Source organism: Marinobacter sp. H13, from assembly GCF_059072335.1.
Window position 1 is genome coordinate 2501015 of the sequence record NZ_JCACRU010000001.1, and the last position, 18944, is coordinate 2519958.

An 18944-nucleotide genomic window follows, 5' to 3' on the forward strand; every position below is an offset into this window, starting at 1 on the left:
TGCATGGATGTCGAGTCAATCTGTGACAATTATCATACCAAACGCTACATGGCACGTGCGCAGGCCTGGGCGGGAAGCTGGTACCCTGACGAATCCCATTGTATAGCCTGGAACGCTGTGCCTTTATGGATCTGAACATGCACCTGCCAACGCTGCTGGTCACTTCGATCATGATTAACCTCCTGATCGGCGGCATGCTCTGGGCAATCTACCATCTTCGCCACCGTGAACGTTGTTTCCTGCTCTGGGCACTGGCCTGTCTCACTTTTGTGGCGGGCACGGCGTTAGCGGTAGTTAATGAGATAACCGAAGCGCCCGCGCTCATGCAGTTTACGGTTCATCTGGCGCTTGGCGGGTCTCCCTTGTTGCTCCTCGCAGGGATACATGCCCTAGTGCAGTTGCCCATGGCAGGCACCCGAGGTTCCTCCCGTTTTTTGTACGGAGCGTCTCTACTCTATCTGTTCGGTTTGGTTGTGAGCACAGGGTGGGATCCGGTGGCTGCCAGATTCCTCACGGCACTGTTCTCCGCACTGGTCTTTAGCCTGGCGATCTATCGTCTGGCTTCCATTGAACGCAAACCGCGGCTGCCTCTGCGGATCCTGCAAACGTTGTTCGGCATCCACGGTACCCTCATGATGGCCCAGGTACTGGTGATTGCAGTCTCCGTGACAGGAAGTGCCCCGCTGGATCTGCACGGGCTGCTGAAACTGATTCTGGTGAACCACCTGTTGCTGGTGAGCGCGACGGCCATGGCGCTTCCGTTGCTGGCATTTACCCGTGCCGAACAGGCCCTGGTCGCGCTGGCAGAGCGAGACGGCCTTACTCAACTGTTCAATCGACGGGCCTTTTACCGGGAGGGTAATCTGGCGTTTGAAAAGGCGCGGGAAGACCGCTCACTGATCACCGTTCTCATGATCGATCTCGATCACTTCAAGCAGATCAACGACCGCTGGGGGCACGCCACTGGCGACGAGGTACTGAGAATTGTGGCGAACCTGATGAAAGCGGAACTCCGGGATGATGACATCATTGGCCGTGTTGGCGGGGAAGAATTTGCGGCCGTGCTTCGTAATAACAACCGCGAGGCGATTGAAGCTGTAACCGGGCGGCTGTTACAGCGCATTGTTGAGGCCGGTCGCGAGGTTGACGGTGTTCCGGTTCATCTGTCGGCAAGCATCGGAGGCGCCTCTCTTGCTCTCGAACATGCTGCCTTCTCAGACGTGATGGCTTCCGCGGACAGGGCGCTTTATCAGGCCAAGCACAATGGCCGCAACCGGGCCGAATTCGTAACGGCGTCAGCAGCCGCGAAACCCTGACGGCCGTTTGGCCAGAAATGCCGACACGCCCTCGGCAAAATCCTCGGTTCGGGTCATTTCAAGGAAGGCCGCGCGCTCTGCCTCCAGGTGGGCGGCCAACCGGTCACCGTTGGCACGATCGATCAGTTGGCGAAAGGCACCGAAGGCCCGAGTCGGTCCCTTGGCGACTTTTTCGATCATCCGGTTCACCCGGCTCTCGAATTCGCTGGCCGGGACGACCTCGTTGACCATTCCCCAGTCTTTTGCTTCGCCGGCATTCAAGGTCCGTCCCAGCAACATCAGCTCCGCCGCCCGACCAGCGCCCAACTTGTGGGCCAGGGCCCAGCTGCCGCCGCAATCCGGAACCGCGCCAATACCGTTGTAGGCGACCAGAAATTTCGCGTCTTCCTCGGCGATCACCAGATCGGCCATCAGCGTGAGACTGAGCCCTGCGCCGGCGGCGACGCCCCTGACCGCAGCGATAACCGGTGCGTCCATGCTGCGAAGTAGCAGGATGGCGGGATTCACGGCATCCAGGATCGCGCCTATCGCTTTGCCTGCCTGCGCTGACGTTCCGGCCATGCTCGACACGTCTCCGCCGGCCATGAAGGCTCGCCCTGCGCCTGCCAGGACAATGCACCGAACGCCGGAAAGGCTATTAATATGCTCGACTGCCGCAAGAAAGGCCTCTGCGAGGGGCACATTAATGGCGTTCAGGGCCTCGGGGCGATTAAAGGTCAACCTGGCTACCCCTGTTCCGGCATCAAAAGCGGTGGTTACCAGCGTGTCTGTCATGATGAATCGCCCTCCCTGTTCGGCAGGTCTGAAGATCAGAACCCTGCGTCATGATGATGGTTGTCGTTCGGGTATCAGGATAGACGGTTTGCCTAATGTTGCCTGAATGGACTACTTTAAATCTGGATCGGGGCTAACCCCGACGACAAGAAAAAACAAAAATTACAATCATCTTCGGGCGTGAGATGGGTATTTCCAGGCGTGTTCGTGTGCCTGTGTACCCGGCGCCAGGGGTGCCGGGAGGTAGTGTGAGCATCCTCGAAATCAGCAACCTGTCTCTGTCGTTTGGTGGTGTGAAGGCGCTGCAGGACGTTAGTTTCCGGGTGCCTGAAAACACGGTAACAACCATTATCGGCCCGAACGGTGCCGGCAAAACATCGCTGTTCAACTGCATCTCCGGCTTCTACAAACCCCAGCAGGGCACCATCCGCTATCAGGGACAGACGCTGCCGGGCAGTATCAAGCCGCCGAAACGGGCAGCATTGGGCCTTGCCCGAACCTTCCAGAACATTGCCCTGTTCCGGGGTATGACCGTCCTGGACAACATCAAGCTGGGCGCCCACGTGCACATGAAGAGCGGACTGCTCAGTGCGCTGGCCTATTTCGGCCCGGCCCGGCGTGAGGAAATGGCTGTCCGTAGGGATGTGGAAGAGCGCATCATCGATTTCCTCGAGATAGACCACATTCGTCGCCAGCCGGTTGCGAGCCTTTCCTACGGCCTTCAAAAGCGGGTCGAGCTTGCCCGGGCGCTGGCCATGCAGCCGAAAGTCTTGATGCTGGATGAGCCGGTGGCGGGTATGAATCGGGAGGAAAAGGAAGACATGGCCCGCTTTATTCTCGATATTCGGGAAGAGTGGGGTGTCACCGTGCTGATGGTGGAGCACGACATGGGCATGGTCATGGATATTTCCGACCACATCGCGGTGCTCAACTTTGGTCAGGTCATCACTGAAGGCCTGCCTGCGGACGTTCAGAACAACCCCGAGGTTATCAAGGCTTACCTGGGCAACAGTGATATCGAGAGCCTTCGCAAAAAGCTCAATGCCGAGGGGGAGGCCGCCTGATGGATTGGTTGTTCTTCGGCGAAATCAGCCTGGCAGGCCTTGCCATGGGCGGCCTTTACGCCCTCATCGCCCTGGGCTTTGTGATCATCTATAAAGCGACGAGGGTGATCAATTTCGCCATCGGCGAGATCATGATGTTCGCGGCCTACCTGTTCCTGGCGTTTGCCGGTGGCATGGAAATGTCGCCCTGGATTGCCCTTCCGCTGGCTGTCATCGGCGGCAGTATTCTCGGTGGCGTCATTGAAAAGACCATGATCCGGCCGATGCTGGGCGAGTCGCCGATTTCAGTGGTGATGGTGACCATCGGCATTGCGAGCATCCTGGTGGGTCTGGTGGAGTTCGTCTGGACGGCGGATCCGCAGTTGCTACCCAATTTCCTGCCTCGCGAGCCGGTGTTTATCGGCGAGCTGTATCTGGCCCCGAAAATTGCCTACGGCTTTCTTATCGGGTCGGCCCTTCTTATTGTCTACCTGCTGTATTTCCGGTTCTCCCGGGGTGGCGTGGCCCTGCGAGCCACCGCCTCGGATCAGGCGGCAGCCTATTCCATGGGCATCAATGTGCGCCGGGTGTTCAACATGGCGTGGGTGTTTGGCTCTCTTGCGGCATCCCTGGCAGGTGTGCTGGTGGCGGCCACCGGAGGCCTCAGCCCGCAGTTCGGGATCATTGGCCTGAGTGTTCTTGTGGTGGTGATCGTAGGCGGCCTGGACAGTATTCTCGGCGCCCTGGTGGCCGGCGTGTTCATCGGCTGGCTGGAGACGGTAGCTGGCGCCTATCTGGGCGGTGAATACCGGATGCCGGCAACCTTCCTGGTGCTGGCGATCATCCTGGTGATCCGCCCCTACGGCCTGTTCGGCACCCACGAAATAGAGCGAGTGTAAGATGCGTATCGGTGACGCAAAACAGAGCTACGAGGCCGATGAGGCAATCTGGACAAGCCAGACCCAGAAATTGTGGCTGGGGTTCTTCCTGCTGATCTTGCTGGTCTTCCCTTTTGTGGTGGACTCCTATCTTCTCTACCTGGGGTGCCTGGTCGGCATAGCGGTGATCAGTACTACCGGCCTTAACATCCTGACCGGTTTCACCGGACTGATTTCCCTGGGGCAGGCCGGGTTTATGGGTGTGGGCGCCTACACCGTTGCCTGGCTGTCGATTAACACCGCATTGCCTTTCCCGGTGACCCTGGTACTGGCCGGCCTCATGGCAGCCGCCGTCGGGATCCTCGTCGGCCTGCCCTCGCTTCGCGTCAAAGGTTTGTATCTGGCCATCGCGACTCTCGCGGCCAGCGTGTTCCTGCATTTCATCTTCGCCGAGTGGGAATCGGTAACCGGCGGGATGGGTGGCTTGAGCCTGGAGCCGGCGCACCTGTTCGGTCTGACCTTCCAGAGCGATTTCATGATGTATTTCATCATTGTGCCGCTGGCGGTGCTGATGGTAGCGGGTGCCAGGAATGTATTCCGGACAAGAATTGGCCGGGCCTTTATCGCCATTCGCGACCGGGATATCTCCGCGGAGATCCTGGGCATTAACCTGTTGCGCTACAAGCTCATGTCCTTTGCGCTCAGCTCGTTCTATGCCGGGATCGCCGGCGGCCTGTTCGCCTATTTCTATCGGGTGGTCACGCCAGAGAGCTTTCCGCTTTCCATGTCCATTTTCTATCTGGCGGCCGTGATCGTCGGCGGTATGGGGAACTTGCTGGGTGGCATTCTTGGCGCCGCCTTCATGACCCTGGTGCCGGAAGCCCTGAAGCTGCTGACCGCCGCGCTGACGCCTTTCTATCCGAATGCGCCGGTGTTCATGTCGCCGATGCTGGAAATCATCTTTGGCGCCCTGATCGTGGGCTTTCTGATCTTCGAGCCCCACGGCCTGGCGGAGATCTGGCACCGGATCCGTCGCTTCTTCCGCCTGTGGCCGTTCAGGAATTAATCGTGTTTCAACGGGCTCGCTACCTCGGGCCCATGCACCACCAACAACAAGAAGCAGCAAGGAGAAGAAACATGTTCAGAAACATCCTCGAAAAAGGTCGCCGGCTTGCCGGGCTTGGTAGCCTGGTCGCTGCACTGACAGTTGCTGCCCCGGCGATGGCTCAGGACAAAGAGCCCATCGTGTTCGGTGGCTCCATACCGCTTTCCGGTGTCTTTGCCTTTGCCGGTATTCACCTCCATGCCGGTCTCACCGACTACACCGATTGGATCAACAGCCAGGGCGGCATCAATGGTCATCCCGTGGAATACGTCATGGAAGACACTGCCTATGAGGTGGACCGTTCGGTCGCGGCTTTCAAGAAGATCTCCGGCAGCAGCTCGCCGGCTACCTATTACGGCGACAGCACCGGTTTCATGAAGGCCATCGCCTCGGAGCTCAACAGCCAGGGCAACACGCTCATGAGCGGCGCGTCCTTCGCTACCGTGCTGACCGACAACGAAACCTATCCGTATCAGTTCATTCCGGGGCCGAACTACAGCCAGATGTTCGGCATCATCCTCGAGTACATCGCATCCCAGGGTGAAGGCGGCGATATGCCGAACGTGGCGTTTGTCTATAGCGATACCGAATTTGGTAAGGACCCGATCGAGAATGGCAAGGCCCGCGCTGCCGAGTTGGGCATTGAAGTGGTGGAACAAATTGTCACCAAGCCCGGCAGTGTCGACGTCTCTGCCGAGGTGCTGAAACTGCGTCGGGTGCGCCCCGATTACGTGGTCTTCCACGGTTATGTGCTGTCACCGATCAACGAATTCATGGTGCAGATGCGCCAGATGGGCCTGGATACCCAATTCATGGGTACCTTCTGGTCTTCGGACAAGCTGATTATCGACAAGATGGGTGCAGATGCTGATGGTTACATGGGCGTGATGCCCTATAACTACTACGACAGTGAGGAAAGTGGCCCGATGCTGGATGCCCTGAGGGCCCAGGCCGAGAAGAGTGATCCGGAGGCCGGCTACCGTCCCACCGGGTATATCCAGGGCTGGTTCAACGCCATGGTCTGGACCGAAGTGATCAAGCGCACCCTGGATGCCGGCAAAGAGCTGAACGCGGACAACATGGCAGAGGCCCTGGCCTCCATCGAGGACTGGGACACCGGCGGTATCATCGGGATTCCCGTGACCGTGCGGGACATGTCTTTCCCGGTAGGCCGTATCTGGCGGGTGAACGCTGACGAGGGCCGCTATGAGCCCGTGTCGGACTGGATCCACCTCGACTGAGGGGCTGTATGGAAGCCTTACTGGAAATCGATAATATCGAGGTAGTCTACAACAAGTCAGTGCAGGTCCTTCGGGGCCTGTCACTGCGGGTTCCGAAGGGGGCCATTGTAGCGCTCCTCGGCTCCAATGGTGCTGGTAAATCCACCACCCTCAAAAGCGTCTCAGGGCTGCTGACCCTGGAGGACGGAGAGGTCACTGCCGGCGAAGTACGCTTCAGGAGTAAGGATGTAAAAGGTGTTCCGCCGGAGCGGCTTGTGCGCGACGGACTCTTTCATGTCATGGAAGGCCGACGAGTGTTCGAGGACCTCACGGTTGAGGAGAACCTGATTGCCGCCACCTACGCGCTCAGTGGCAGTAAGCCGTCCCTGAGTGACAGCTATGAGCTGGTTTATAACTATTTCCCGAGACTGAAGGAGCGCCGCAAGCAGTTGGCCGGTTACCTCTCCGGCGGCGAGCAGCAGATGTTGGCCCTGGGTCGGGCGCTGATTGCACAGCCGGACCTGATCATGCTGGATGAGCCGTCCCTTGGCCTGGCGCCGCTGCTGGTGGAAGAGATCTTTACCATCGTGGCCAGAATCAACCGGGAGCAGGGGACTGCCATTCTTCTGGTGGAACAGAATGCCGCGGTGTCACTGGCGATTGCGTCCTACGGTTACATCATGGAAAACGGCAAGATCGTGATCGATGGCCCGGCAGAAAAACTCACTGCGAATGAAGATGTTCAGGAATTCTATCTGGGTGTGGGTGGCAAGGAAGGTGAGGCCCGCAGTTATCGAGACATCAAGCACTACAAACGCCGTAAACGGTGGCTGTCATGACAATGCCTTCCATCCCTGACCTCACGCTGACACAGATGCTCCGGGCACACGCCCGGGAGCGGCCGGACGCCCTGGCCCTTCGCCAGAAGGACTTCGGTATCTGGCAGGCCTATTCCTGGCAGGATTATTACCGGCGGGCCCGGCACTTCGGGCTAGGGCTGCGTGCCATGGGGCTCGAACCGGGTGGCCACGTGGCCATTATCTCGGAAAACCGGGTGGAGTGGGTCATCGGCCAGATGGGCATCGGCCTGGTGCAGGGCATCTGTGTCGGGGTCTATCCCACCAGCCCCTGGAACGAAGTGGCTTATGTTCTGGAGCACAGCGACGCGGAATTTGCGATCTGCGAAGATCAGGAACAGACCGACAAGGTGCTGGAGGCCTGGCCAGATTTGCCCAAGCTGAAACACTGCATTGCCATCGATATGAAGGGCCTGCGCTATTACCCGGAGCCGCCGTCGGCATTCGAGGATATCGAGGCGAGGGGCCGGGAATTCGAAACGCAGCATCCCAACCTGGTGGATGAATTGCTGGACAGCCAGCAAATGGATGACACCGCCCTGATGATCTATACCTCCGGGTCCACCGGCCGACCCAAGGGGGCAATGATCAGCTGGCACAACCTTCATGCCGCGGCGCCGGGGCTTATTGAGCTGTTGCAGGCGGACGAACACGGCTCGAGCCTTTCCTATCTGCCGCTTTGCCACGTTGCAGAGCAGGCCTTTACCAATATTGCGCCGGTGTATGTGGGCAGTACAGTCAGCTTTGGTGAGAGCCTGCGGACCATTCAGGAAGATTTGCGGGAAATTGCACCGACCTTTTTCCTGGGGGTGCCGAGGATATGGGAGAAACTGCACTCGTCCATCTACATCAAGATTCAGGAGACCGGGCGTTTGCGGCAGGCATTGTTCAAATGGGCAATCCGGGTGTGTTCGCCTATGGCCACGAAACCCCGCGCAGACTGGAACCTGAAGGAGAAATGCCTGTATGGCATCAGTTACTGGCTTGTGTTGCGCGCCTTGCAGAATTTTATCGGCCTGCGCCGATGCAGTATTGCGCTCACCGGGGCAGCCCCTATATCAACCGGCATACTGGAGTTCTTCCGGACCATCGGCATTCCCCTGGTAGAAGTATACGGCCAGACGGAAAGCACCGGCGTTGCCACGGCGCAACCCGTTGATGACGTGCGCTTGGGAACCGTGGGTGTGCCTGTGTCCGGGGTTGAGGTAACGCTTGGGGAGCACAACGAGATCATCATGCGCGGTGGCAGCATGTTCAAGGGATATTACAAGAACGACGAGGCCACGGCTTCAACTTTGAAGGATGGCTGGCTGCACACCGGTGACGTGGGTGAATGGCGGGATGGCCAGCTAAAGATCGTCGACCGTCTGAAAGACATCATGATCACCGCCGGCGGCAAGAATCTTTCACCAACGGAAATCGAAAACACCATCAAGGCCAGTCCCTATATCAAGGAATGCATTGTGATCGGTGAGGCCAGAAAATATGTGTCTGCGCTGATCCAGATTGATTTCGATACGGTGGCAAAGTGGGCAGAGCAGGAGCGCATTGCCTACACCACCTTCCGGAGCCTGACCGAGCAGCCGCAGGTGAATGACCTCATCCAGGCAGAAGTAAACAAGGGCAACGAGCAGCTACCACAGGTGGCGCAGATCAAACGCTTCCACTTGCTGACGAAGGAACTGGACCACGACGATGACGAGGTAACGGCGACCATGAAAGTCCGCCGGAGCAATATCTACGAGAAATATACCGAGGTGATCGAGTCGCTTTACGCCTGACAGCGAGGCGCCTAGAAACGGGCGCCCTCTTCCACCCGGATTCGTTCCATGTACTGGGTCAGGGCGGCGTTAATGAGTGCCAGAACCAGGAACAGCAGGATACCCTTGGGCACCAGGGCGTGAATTTCCGGGTTGGGCGCGGTGCTGGCGGTTACCAGGATCAGGCCCAGAATGTTGCGGGCCAGGCGCATGGTGAGCATGGCGCAGAGATACCCGGACTGGAATGCCGATTCTGCACCCTTCAGACAGCGGCCAAAAGCTGGCATCAGGTGCACGGTATTGAGCAACAGAACCGAAAAAATGACTAATTGAATAACGCTGTAAATGGTCATGACCAGAGACTAACGAATGGCACTGGTGTTAAATAATCGCGTTTATTATCTCCGATTGGGATCCTGTTATCCAGTTGAGTATGGAAGGTTCAAAGCAAGCTGGCTTTTCGGAGTGTTGGAATCGGGAGGGAATTAATAAATGGATTACATCGCGCCTGTCAGCAGCGCAATCATGGCGATCGTCTGGATTGTCTACTTCCAGCTGTTTTTCCTGCAGTACAAACGAAACAACCGGCCCTACCTTGTGATTCATCACGCCCAGAATGAAAACCCGGATGCCTTGTGTCTGTTGGTGAACATGGGCAAGGAAACGGTGCACGTGCAGTGCGTTCAGGTGGTTCTCTATACCCGGGCAGGCGAAGAGAAGACCATGACGGTGACCGAGTATCGCCGGGTCGGGGCGGACGACGCGAACGTGCACCAGGTGCTTCGGCAGGGGCCCTTGCAGCCCGGTGGGTATCTGGTGCTGGGCTCGTTCCGGAACATCATCCTGGGGCGTCGTAGTGAAGAAAGCGAAAGCGATTACCTGTTCGAGGACATAACCGGCGTTGAAATCCGGGCAGCTGTGATTCACGGGCCCACAAAGTATCCGGTGGGTGTACGGCGCAGTTTTTCTCTCAGCCACGAAGGTGGGCCCCAGATTTTTCCCCGAAATATTCACAGCGAACAGCTGGTTCGCCGAAAGGATCGACATCAGGTGAGGCGCTGGGTTGAAGAGGAGTTGCAGCCCGAGCGCAAGGGTAGCTCGGAGTCTGACAGCTCGGATCAATCGTCAAAAGCGGACTGAGGCAGCTATTCGGTTGGACCTAGGTTGCGTTTCCGTTTCTATTTCTCGAGGATATGGTTAAATATCCGCCAATCAAGCAATGGAGGCATTTCATGTCACTGAAAGACGAACTGATCAAAAAGGCCGAAACCCAGCTAGAAGAATGGGAAAAACAAGCCGATTCCCTCAAAGCCAAGGCCAAAGCCAAAGAAGCGGAAGCCGAGAACGAGAAGGCCAGCGCGGATATCCAGCAGAGCGCTTCCGATGCATTGCGCTCGGTCGAAGATAAAATCTCAGATGGTCGCAAAAAACTGGATGAGCTCAAGGAAAGCGGCGAAGAAAATGTTGATTCCCTTCGCAAGCAGCTGTCTGACCTGATTGGGCCAGACGACAAACGCTAGGCATCCCGCTTCGGAACGTCAGGCTGCTTCTACTGGAACTGGGTATAAAAGCGCTGCCTTTTCGTTTGCCAGTCCCGCCAATGGGGCTCGCGGTGGTGGAGCTGGTAGCGCTCCATCACCGCCATGAACCTGCCCATGTAATCGCATTGACCTGAAGACGGCAGCCACTCATCGGGGCCGCGGTCATCACGCATTACCCTGTCAGGCTGACTCATTCTGATCTGGTTTTCCGTATCGTTCAGAAAACGATCCCTCATCGAAGGTGGCCATTGATCGGCGCCGAGCTCCTCTGCAAAGACCAGAGGAACAACCCGGGTCGTCGCCCAGCTTTCAGAGGCAGACGGTTCCTCCCGCGTCGCGGCCGCCAGCACAATCAGGATTGCTGCGATGAACAGAGCCAGCTTGGTGTCCTTCATGACTCACCTTGCTCTTACGTTGAATACATCAGAACCTACGAGCAGGTTGAGCAAAGGGCTTACCTGGATCCGGGCAAAACTTTGTGACCCGACAACTCCGAATTGCTGGAAGCAACGTAGGGTTTAGCTTACCCGTGATGCAGAGAGACTGGTCAGGAGCGGAAACAAGTATGCCCGAGGGTCCCGAAATACGCCGCATGGTCGACGACATCCATAAGGCCGTTGGCGGCAAGACAGCGCAATCGGTGTTCTTTGCCTTTGAGCACCTGAAACCCTTTGAGAGTGCCCTTAGGGGACGCAGAGTCGAGAGAGTGGAGGCGCGGAGCAAAGCCGTGTTGGTGTTTTTTGAGGCCACAGATGAAGACGGGCCGTGGTGCGTTTACAGCCATAACCAGCTGTATGGCAAGTGGCGCATGGGCACACCCGATCGGGAACCGAGTACAAACCGGCAGCTGCGATTTGCCATTATCGGTCCGAAGAAAGCGGCCCGGTTGTACAGCGCCTCCGACATTCAACTGGTTCGGCCCGATGAATTGAGCGAGGTGCCTTATCTGTCACGGCTCGGGCCGGACCCTCTCAATCAGGATGTCAGCGTCGATCAGCTTCTGGCGGTGTTTGACGACAAGCGTTTCCGGGGCCGGAACCTGGGTGGTTTGCTGCTGGACCAGGCGTTCGTTGCCGGAATCGGTAATTACCTCCGCTCGGAAATCCTCTTTGAAGCGGGTGTCTCACCCCGGGCACGGCCCCGTGATCTGGACGCCGATCAGCAGTCGAAATTGGCCGAGGCCATCCTGACCCTGGTGCAGCGAACCTATCGGTTGAAGGGCATCACCAATCCGCCCGAGCGGGCAGAGCGGCTCAAAAAAGAAGGATGGACGTTCGGGCAGCGCCGACACATGGTGTTCAACCGCGATGGCCAACGCTGCCACGATTGCGCGTCGCCGCTAGTTAAAACCATGATGGCCAGCCGGCGCCTGTATTACTGCCCTGCATGCCAGGGCACGCCGGCTTAGGCGAATTGTTCGGTACAGGCCCGTCCCAGCCGATCGTGGACGGCCAGCCATTGGCTTTCCCTGGGCGGAAGCTCAATCACGATCCGATCGACGTTTGCCTTGTCCATCGAGTGCATGGCGGTGTAGAGCATGCGAGCGTATTCGTTCGGATCGGCGCTGAGCATAATGGCCTCGGATGCCCGCTCGTCTGGGGGCGACTGCCACCAGATCACGCCAATCTTTTCGCCTGCCGATGTAACTTCGGGCAGAAGCCGGGCGAATTGATCCGTGGCCACTCCAACCGTAGGCGTAACAGGCTGGTAGTGGCGCTTTACGCTCCCCGGCACCGCCTGACTGGCGCTTTTGCCCGGGGCGAGCGTGATTCCCAAGCAGGCTTCGATATCGCTCTGTGCGATCTGCCCGGGCCGGGCGATAACTGGCGTGTCGCCGGTGAGGTCGACAATGGTGGATTCAATGCCCACTGAACAGTCCCCGCCATCCAGAACCGCCTCGATCTTTCCGGACAGGCCCGCGAGCACGTGCTCTGCGGTGGTCGGGCTGATCCTGCCATAGGGGTTCGCAGATGGGGCAACCAGATCCCGGCCGAGCTGCTCCATGGTTGCCAGCGTGGCCGGGTGCGCCGGCATCCTGACCGCCACGCCCGGGTTGCCGCCGGTAATGAAATCGCTGACGCCGCTTTTCTTTGGCAGTAGCAGTGTGAGTGGCCCCGGCCAGAATGCCTTGATCAGCTGCCTGGCGGTCTCCGGCAGGTGGTCGACCCAGAGTCTGACCCTGTCAGGTGACGCAACGTGCACGATCAGAGGGTGTCCGACCGGGCGCTGCTTTGCTTCAAACACTTTTCTGACCGCCTGTTCGTTGCTGGCGTCGGCCGCGAGGCCATAGACAGTCTCGGTGGGCACAGCAACGAGATGGCCGGCAAGAAGCAGGCTGGCGGCTTTCTCAACGTCAGCGGATTGGGTCGCGTCTAACTTGATGGTTGCGGGCATAAGGTCTCAGGGTTTACCGATTGGAGTCACAGGCAACAGTTTGCCATTGATTCTGATAAAAACGCTCTATCGAGGTGTGCTCGTCGTTGATCCGGAACAGATACAGCCAGTCGTTACCGATCAAATCCTTTACGACCTTGTGTTTCCGGGCGATCTCGGCAATCGCTTCTTTCGGTGCGGCCAGGTAAACGCTCAGGCGCAGGGGCTCGTGAACCCAACGCTGGCCATCGTGTACCGACTGCAGCGGCAAACCGATTCGCAAATCGCCGCCGTTGCCCTCGAAAACCCCCAGGTGGACGCCAACCACGTTGTGCAGGACCTTGTTGCCGCTACCGTAATGCAGATTGTCGGTAACAGACATGAAGTACTGAAGGTTGATCCAGTGGGTGACCACCATGGGCGCGGTCATGATCAGTTCGAGGATGTTGAAGCCTTCATCCTCGCGCCAGCGATAGTCGTGGAGGAAACTGCGGCCACCCAGGTCCAGGTGTCGCGTGGCCGAACGAGGCGCCACGATAAAGCTGGCGTTGCCGGCAAGACCCCATTCCGGGCGCACTTCGGACCAGTCCTGGCTGCGCTTTTTGATGGCGCTGTCAACATCGCTCTCGTTTGCGATACCAAGCCGCAGGGCGCGTTCACGACGTGCCTGGGCGCCGGCATTGGCCAGGAAACCCCGGATCTCGTCGGGAACATCACCTGAGCACTCGACCTCGTCGGTGGTTGTGTTATGCAGTGCCCCCACGAACCGGGTTTCGGAGGGGATCAAAATCCCCTGCTCAGCCAGGGCCGCACGCACGTCCTTGTCGTTCAGGATGCCGGCAAGTACGCGAACATTTACCGAACCGGTCTGTCCGCCGCAGGCGCCGCAGTCGAGGCCCGCTGCATGGGGATTGTTACGCGTACTACTGCCGTGCCCAACAAGGAGAACGGTGGGCGCAAAATCATGAGTCAGGGTCATGGCCCGGAGAATACCCCCGGCCAACTCCGCTTTCTCCGCAGCGCCCAGCAGGGTCCCGTTCTGGCGGATCTCGAACTCGGTCTGTCCCTTATGGAGTTGATCGACCGGGTTATCCGAGGACTTGCCAAAAAAGGTTTTGCGAACCATGCGTCCCAGACCTGCCAGGCCCATGCTCTCGATAAAGCTGAAGCTCGCCGGGCCGGCGTTGGAAAACTGTGACCAGTGGGAGTGGTTGGCTAATGACTGCCGGCTGAAACTGCCGGCAGGTTCGGCCTCAGTAACCTCGAGCGCCGGCGCCAGCAAGCCCGGCAATTGCGGCCGGCAAAACCCGGTGCCCTTGGGTCGATACGAGATCGGGAGGCCGAAGAAGCCGGCAAACCCGAGGGTCTGGATAGCTGGATTCTGGGCTTCCAGCGCACGACGATAGACCTCCGACCGAACATCGATGCAGAAGGCCGCCTGTAACTTGAGCGGCTGATCGTCCGACGAGGGATTTTCAGGCCTGGTAAGAAGCTTTTCAGCCATCTGTGACTGGTAGGCCGACTCAGCCTCTGTTTGCTGGCGCCAACCTGTGGTTTGAGATTGCTCGTGGGTCTGGAGCATCTCTGGCCAGCCATCCCACTGTTTGAGCCAGCGTTGTTTCAGTTCGGCAAAGATGGCCCCGCCAACGTGTTGGACGTGCCGCCATATGGCGAGCTCCCAGGCCAGTCGGATGGCCAGTAGACCCGGCAGCAGGTCTTCCTCGTGGCCACTGAGTCGCGCTTGCCACCGCAAGTAGGCGGCCCAGGATGACCAGCCGTTGATATCCAGGAGGAGCGCATGGGCATAATCTGGCGCATAGTCCGGTTGGGATGCCAGGGCTTCGAGGGCATCGGTAATCAGTTTTTCATGCTGATCCGGCAACACCTGAAACTGGGAGGGCAGGGATGGTTCTCCCATAACAATGGCAATGCCGCGGTCAGCCCGGGTCATTTGCAGCCAGCTATGGTAAAGGTCCTGGGCATCCGCCTTGAAATCACCGGCATCCAGACGCTGGAAATAGTCGCCGCAGAACTGGCTTATCTGATGCACAACTTCATCCTGCCAGCCTACCTGATGGGCGGTGTCGCGATTGCGATCCAGCTGGGCGCTCAGATTCTGCCAGTGTTCGGGCATGCTGGCGGTCTCCGCGGCCGCCGGGCCGTTGCCCTGTCCGGCAAGCGCGGCCTGATTCTGGCAGCAGGTGCCATTGAGTGCCGCCATGCGTGAAGCGACCCTGGTGAATGGCAGGTCCCGCATTTCCCAGAACGGATTCACGGCGATCATCTGATCCAATGGCCAGGAGGGCGCGATTCGCGCGCAGGCATCGGTGACGGCCGCCTGCCAATCTGGTGTATGGGTGGTTGCTTCGGTGGTGGGATTAAGGCTCGACGCTAACATTATGCGGACTCCCTGGAACCAGAGGTTGAAGAGACGCTGACCACGGCTCGCGGCCGAACGACATCAGGCAGTTTGGCAGGCCATATTTTCAGGGTCAGACGGGTGGACCACTCATCGAGGTAGCCCGCGGCGAACAGGAACCGGTAAAGCCTGGCGCCTGCGGGTGAGAAACGGTGGTAGCGAATCTGGTAGTAGCCGCGTACCAGTATTGCGATAAGGGCAGCGACAAAAACCACTTCCAGCAGGCTTGCCTGGCTTTCCGGTGGCGCAAGCAGCAAACCGAAGAAGGTTTTCTGTAGCCAGTACAGTGCCCAGAAGGCAGCACCAATAACCAGGCCACGGGCAACGGTGAGAACGCCGCCGCCGGCTGACAGGAACTCTGAGAGCAGAATCGTCAGGGCGATGCCTGGCACAATCCATGAAAACATGTGCGCCGTGCCGGCCTCATTGGACAGGAAAACAGTCGGCAGCATGAACAGGCCCGCCAGGGCGGCAGCGGCCAGCCACTGTTTTGGCCCGGGCTCATTGACGGCAACCAGGCGTTTTTTCATCGACAACTCAACGGTATTGCCGGCGTTCAGGAAGGTGTGTGCCTTGTAAGCGGAATGCGCAACCAGATGCAGGAGCGCCAGCTCGTACAGCCCCAGAGCGCACTCAACCAGCATCCAGCCCATCTGGGAGCAGGTTGACCAGGCCAGCCTTACCTTGATGGAAATACGGGTCATCATAACAAGGCTGGCAAACACCGCCGTGGGCCCTGCCACTGCAAGCAGCAGCCACTGGGCGGCGCTTACTTCTGAAATGAGCGGTGCCATCAGAATCATCAGGAAACCGCCAAGGTTCACAACGCCAGCGTGAAGCAGGGCAGAAACCGGCGTGGGTGATTCCACCACCTGAATCAGCCAACCGTGGAACGGCATCTGTGCGCATTTGAGCAAAGCAGCCACGGCCATCAAAACCGCAGCGATCTGGGCGCCGGCGGGCACCTCTGTTGCACCGGATACCTGGACCAGAATCCGATCAATAAAGGGCGTGTCGTACTGGACATAAAGCAGAAGGAACGCCAGTGCCAGGCAGAACTCCGCAATTCGCGCAAAGATGAATTTTTTGTGCGCGGCCAGGGCGGCGCGCGGGCGATCAGGAAAGAACATCAGCAACTGATGCAGGCTTACGCTGATGGCAATCCAGCTGACGAGGAACACCAGCAAATGATTGGTGATGGCGATCATGGCAACGCTGGCGAGGATCACCTGAAGCCAGATCATAAATCGGCGCTGGCCGGGATCCCCCGCAAGATACCTCTCCGAGAAGCGTCCCAGCACCATTCCCAGCAAAGTGATAAGCAGCAACATGATTGAGGCCAGAGGCGCGTGACTGAACCAGACGCCATCGACCGGCCACCACCAACTTCCGATTGCGGCGGCCAAAGCCGATACAAAGGCAAGCTTGAACGTCAATGACCGTGCGAGAAGGTTGCTCTGGTTGGTTGCCAATCCGGTCGCGACTGCTCCGGCACCGAAAAGCAGCGGTACCAGCAGTGAGAACAAGGATTCGATCGCCTGAACATCGAACATGCGAGGGCCTCGGAATCAGGAGTATTTAATACGCGTAGTATCCGAGGCTTTTGCTGTGAACAAAAATATATATATCCGATCGATTCGTTCGTTATTTAAGAATGATTGCCGGGTATGGAAACTGGGTCAGGTCCTGTAAGAGTCCAATTGAGACTTCAGTTTTTCCGCTAGTTGCTTCAACGTTTCTGCCGCCTCATTGGTTGATGCGGCGTTCTCCTGGCTGCTACCAGCCATTTGCCGAATGTGCTCAAGGCGCTGGTTGATGTCCTCAGAAACCTGGCTCTGCTGCTCGGCGGCGCTTGCCATTTCAATGTTGGTGTCCCGAATGGTTCGAACGCCCTCGCGCAGTGCCTCGATCGCGTTGCCGGTTTCGCGGATCATGTCGTTGGTTTCAGTTGCTAGCTGACTGCCCACCTCAATAACGTCGGTAACACCGGCAACGCCTTCCTGCAGGTGATTGATCTGGTCCTGGATCTCTTTGATGGACTCCTGGGTCCGACGGGCCAGGTTTCTGACTTCGTCTGACACCACCGCAAAACCTCTGCCGTGTTCTCCGGCTCGCGCTGCCTCAATCGCTGCATTAAGCGCCAGGAGATTAGTCTGTTCCGAAATGTTTTCTATGACGGAAAGAATATTGCCGATGTTATCCGATGCAGCTCTCAGCGAAGCACTGGTTTGCACTGAGCTCTGGTTGTTGTCGAGCTGGCTCTGTATTTTCGCCGTGGTTTTGGCAATGAGCGATTGGCCACTTTCGGCCAGACCATCCGCCTCTTTGGCAATGTTTTCAGCCCTGGAGGCGCTTTCGGCAACAGTTTGAGCGGTTGCTGTCATCTCATTCATGGCGGTTGCAACCTGCTCGGTCTCCTCGGTTTGTTGCGAGACGACGGTGGCGGAGTCTGATGCTATGCCCCTTAGACTCGACGAGGCCTCAAGCAGGCTTTCCGAGGATCTTTTGGTTTCTGAAATTGTAGTTTGTAACCGGTCTAGCAAGCGATCGAAGCCTTGGGCCATGACGTCCAATTCGCTCTTGCCGGTTGCATTGAACCTCACCGTCAGGTCGCCTTCGCCGCTGGCAATGTCGTTGATGGCATCGATCATTTTTTGGAGAGGTCGAGCCACAACCAGTTGTGCCAGGGCACTCAGGCAGCCGATCAGCACCAGTCCGCCGATCAGAATTGCCATGACCGTCTTGATGGTCTGATTGCGAACCATGGCTGCCACTTCGTCTTCCGAGTAGCCGGTGATAATCTGGTACCCCCAGGCATCGAACGCAGTACGTGCAAGGTTCCAGTCTTCCGGTTCAGATTCCAGCAGGTTTTGCAGTGGATCGGACTCAATGGAGCTGGAGTGCATGCGCAGTCGATTCTTGTCGTCCACCAGGGCGAGAAATCCTCTTTCCAGCAGGCTGGATGAGGTGATGGCCGCTTCAAGTTCTTCAAGGTCCGCTGAATAGCCCACATACCAGATGCCGATAATCTGGTTTGAGGCGTTACGGATAGGGCTGTAAGCGGTGAGGTAGGGATTGCCGAGAATATCGACCTGTCCGAAGTAGGCTTCGCCCCGGCTAATGGCCTGCCCGGCCGCGCCCGCCATATTCAGTTTGGTGCCGATGGCACGGGATCCATCGTCTTTCTTTACGTTTGTGGAAACCCTGACAAAGTCCTGTCCATCCCTGACGAATAGAGTGGCTGTGCCGTCCATGATCCCGGTTATGCCATCCACCAGGTCAAAGTTGTTGTTGATCATGGTGTCGCCGAGAAACAGTGCCGGAACGGGTTTGCCTGCGACCGGTTCGGTTCCCTGGATCCTGGCGGCTCCGAGTTGCTGGCCGCGTTCAATGAGCAGATTCAGCGAATTCTTCACCCGTTTTGACATGAGCTCGTCGGTGATGGAGAGCATTCCGGTGATCTCCTCGACAAGATCACTCTGCCTTTCAGCGACATCTGCCGTGATCGTTTTCTGCGTGTTTAAAGCGATCACAACGCTTGCGAGTATTGCGATGACCAGCAGAACAGCGGCAATCGAGACGATGAACAGTTTTCTGATAGACATGCTGATTCCCCAGAATCTATAAGCTTTACGGACTATTGGAGCACGCAAATTAC

At 57.9% G+C, this 18944-nt stretch carries 17 protein-coding genes; 10 read left to right on the forward strand and 7 right to left on the reverse strand.

Annotated elements, in window-relative coordinates; genetic code table 11:
- The first annotated feature begins 125 nt into the window (after positions 1 to 125).
- Positions 126 to 1316 (forward strand): GGDEF domain-containing protein, encoded by a 1191-nt coding sequence (locus tag AC5JQH_RS11515; protein WP_273085296.1) that lies wholly within the window; start codon positions 126 to 128, stop codon positions 1314 to 1316.
- Here AC5JQH_RS11515 and AC5JQH_RS11520 read toward each other — a convergent pair.
- On the reverse strand, positions 1296 to 2090 hold the full coding sequence (locus AC5JQH_RS11520) for an enoyl-CoA hydratase-related protein (RefSeq protein WP_273046068.1): 795 nt from the start codon (positions 2088 to 2090) through the stop codon (positions 1296 to 1298). The two genes, AC5JQH_RS11515 and AC5JQH_RS11520, sit on opposite strands and share 21 nt — an antisense overlap.
- Positions 2091 to 2338: 248 nt before the next feature.
- Here AC5JQH_RS11520 and AC5JQH_RS11525 point away from each other — a divergent pair, with 248 nt between their 5' ends.
- The 6 genes from AC5JQH_RS11525 (at position 2339) to AC5JQH_RS11550 (ending at position 8974) form a co-directional block, all read left to right on the forward strand.
- Positions 2339 to 3154, forward strand: coding sequence for an ABC transporter ATP-binding protein (locus AC5JQH_RS11525; RefSeq protein WP_483111080.1), 816 nt, complete (start codon positions 2339 to 2341; stop codon positions 3152 to 3154).
- Complete coding sequence (locus AC5JQH_RS11530; protein WP_104270508.1) at positions 3154 to 4032, forward strand: branched-chain amino acid ABC transporter permease; 879 nt, start codon at positions 3154 to 3156, stop codon at positions 4030 to 4032. Before AC5JQH_RS11525 ends, AC5JQH_RS11530 begins: the two co-directional genes overlap by 1 nt.
- 1 nt (position 4033) lies before the next feature.
- The gene (locus AC5JQH_RS11535; protein WP_008177250.1) at positions 4034 to 5077 is read left to right on the forward strand and encodes a branched-chain amino acid ABC transporter permease; all 1044 of its coding nucleotides are present in this window, start codon (positions 4034 to 4036) and stop codon (positions 5075 to 5077) included.
- Between the two features lie 71 nt (positions 5078 to 5148).
- Positions 5149 to 6357: an ABC transporter substrate-binding protein gene (locus AC5JQH_RS11540; protein ID WP_493805603.1), complete on the forward strand. Its 1209-nt coding sequence runs from the start codon at positions 5149 to 5151 to the stop codon at positions 6355 to 6357.
- Positions 6358 to 6365: 8 nt separating this feature from the next.
- Complete coding sequence (locus AC5JQH_RS11545) at positions 6366 to 7175, forward strand: ABC transporter ATP-binding protein (RefSeq protein WP_053113832.1); 810 nt, start codon at positions 6366 to 6368, stop codon at positions 7173 to 7175.
- On the forward strand, positions 7172 to 8974 hold the full coding sequence (locus AC5JQH_RS11550; protein ID WP_493805604.1) for an AMP-dependent synthetase/ligase: 1803 nt from the start codon (positions 7172 to 7174) through the stop codon (positions 8972 to 8974). Before AC5JQH_RS11545 ends, AC5JQH_RS11550 begins: the two co-directional genes overlap by 4 nt.
- Positions 8975 to 8985: 11 nt before the next feature.
- On the opposite strand, the gene AC5JQH_RS11555 is transcribed toward AC5JQH_RS11550, so the two are convergent.
- The gene (locus AC5JQH_RS11555) at positions 8986 to 9306 is read right to left on the reverse strand and encodes a hypothetical protein (protein WP_008177254.1); all 321 of its coding nucleotides are present in this window, start codon (positions 9304 to 9306) and stop codon (positions 8986 to 8988) included.
- A gap of 139 nt (positions 9307 to 9445) precedes the next feature.
- Between AC5JQH_RS11555 and AC5JQH_RS11560 the strand changes: the two genes are divergently transcribed.
- Both AC5JQH_RS11560 and AC5JQH_RS11565 read left to right on the forward strand, forming a co-directional pair.
- Positions 9446 to 10093, forward strand: a complete 648-nt coding sequence (locus AC5JQH_RS11560) for a hypothetical protein (RefSeq protein ID WP_008177255.1) — start codon at positions 9446 to 9448, stop codon at positions 10091 to 10093.
- 92 nt (positions 10094 to 10185) lie between these two features.
- The gene (locus AC5JQH_RS11565; RefSeq protein WP_008177256.1) at positions 10186 to 10473 is read left to right on the forward strand and encodes a hypothetical protein; all 288 of its coding nucleotides are present in this window, start codon (positions 10186 to 10188) and stop codon (positions 10471 to 10473) included.
- Between the two features lie 29 nt (positions 10474 to 10502).
- On the opposite strand, the gene AC5JQH_RS11570 is transcribed toward AC5JQH_RS11565, so the two are convergent.
- Complete coding sequence (locus AC5JQH_RS11570; RefSeq protein ID WP_485528552.1) at positions 10503 to 10889, reverse strand: hypothetical protein; 387 nt, start codon at positions 10887 to 10889, stop codon at positions 10503 to 10505.
- 170 nt (positions 10890 to 11059) lie between these two features.
- Here AC5JQH_RS11570 and nei point away from each other — a divergent pair, with 170 nt between their 5' ends.
- Positions 11060 to 11902: an endonuclease VIII gene (gene nei, locus AC5JQH_RS11575; RefSeq protein WP_482902062.1), complete on the forward strand. Its 843-nt coding sequence runs from the start codon at positions 11060 to 11062 to the stop codon at positions 11900 to 11902.
- On the opposite strand, the gene AC5JQH_RS11580 is transcribed toward nei, so the two are convergent.
- The 4 genes from AC5JQH_RS11580 to AC5JQH_RS11595 all read right to left on the reverse strand — a co-directional run bounded on the left by AC5JQH_RS11580 (position 11899) and on the right by AC5JQH_RS11595 (position 18891).
- On the reverse strand, positions 11899 to 12888 hold the full coding sequence (locus AC5JQH_RS11580; RefSeq protein ID WP_008177259.1) for an L-threonylcarbamoyladenylate synthase: 990 nt from the start codon (positions 12886 to 12888) through the stop codon (positions 11899 to 11901). The two genes, nei and AC5JQH_RS11580, sit on opposite strands and share 4 nt — an antisense overlap.
- 13 nt (positions 12889 to 12901) lie before the next feature.
- Positions 12902 to 15265 (reverse strand): YbcC family protein, encoded by a 2364-nt coding sequence (locus AC5JQH_RS11585; protein WP_493791204.1) that lies wholly within the window; start codon positions 15263 to 15265, stop codon positions 12902 to 12904.
- The gene (locus tag AC5JQH_RS11590) at positions 15265 to 16839 is read right to left on the reverse strand and encodes an NADH-quinone oxidoreductase subunit L (protein ID WP_273155620.1); all 1575 of its coding nucleotides are present in this window, start codon (positions 16837 to 16839) and stop codon (positions 15265 to 15267) included. The genes AC5JQH_RS11585 and AC5JQH_RS11590 overlap by 1 nt, the downstream gene beginning before the upstream one ends.
- 126 nt (positions 16840 to 16965) lie before the next feature.
- Positions 16966 to 18891 carry a methyl-accepting chemotaxis protein gene (locus AC5JQH_RS11595; protein WP_008177264.1) on the reverse strand — a complete coding sequence of 642 codons (1926 nt, stop codon included), beginning with the start codon at positions 18889 to 18891 and terminating at the stop codon, positions 16966 to 16968.
- Positions 18892 to 18944: the final 53 nt, after the last annotated feature.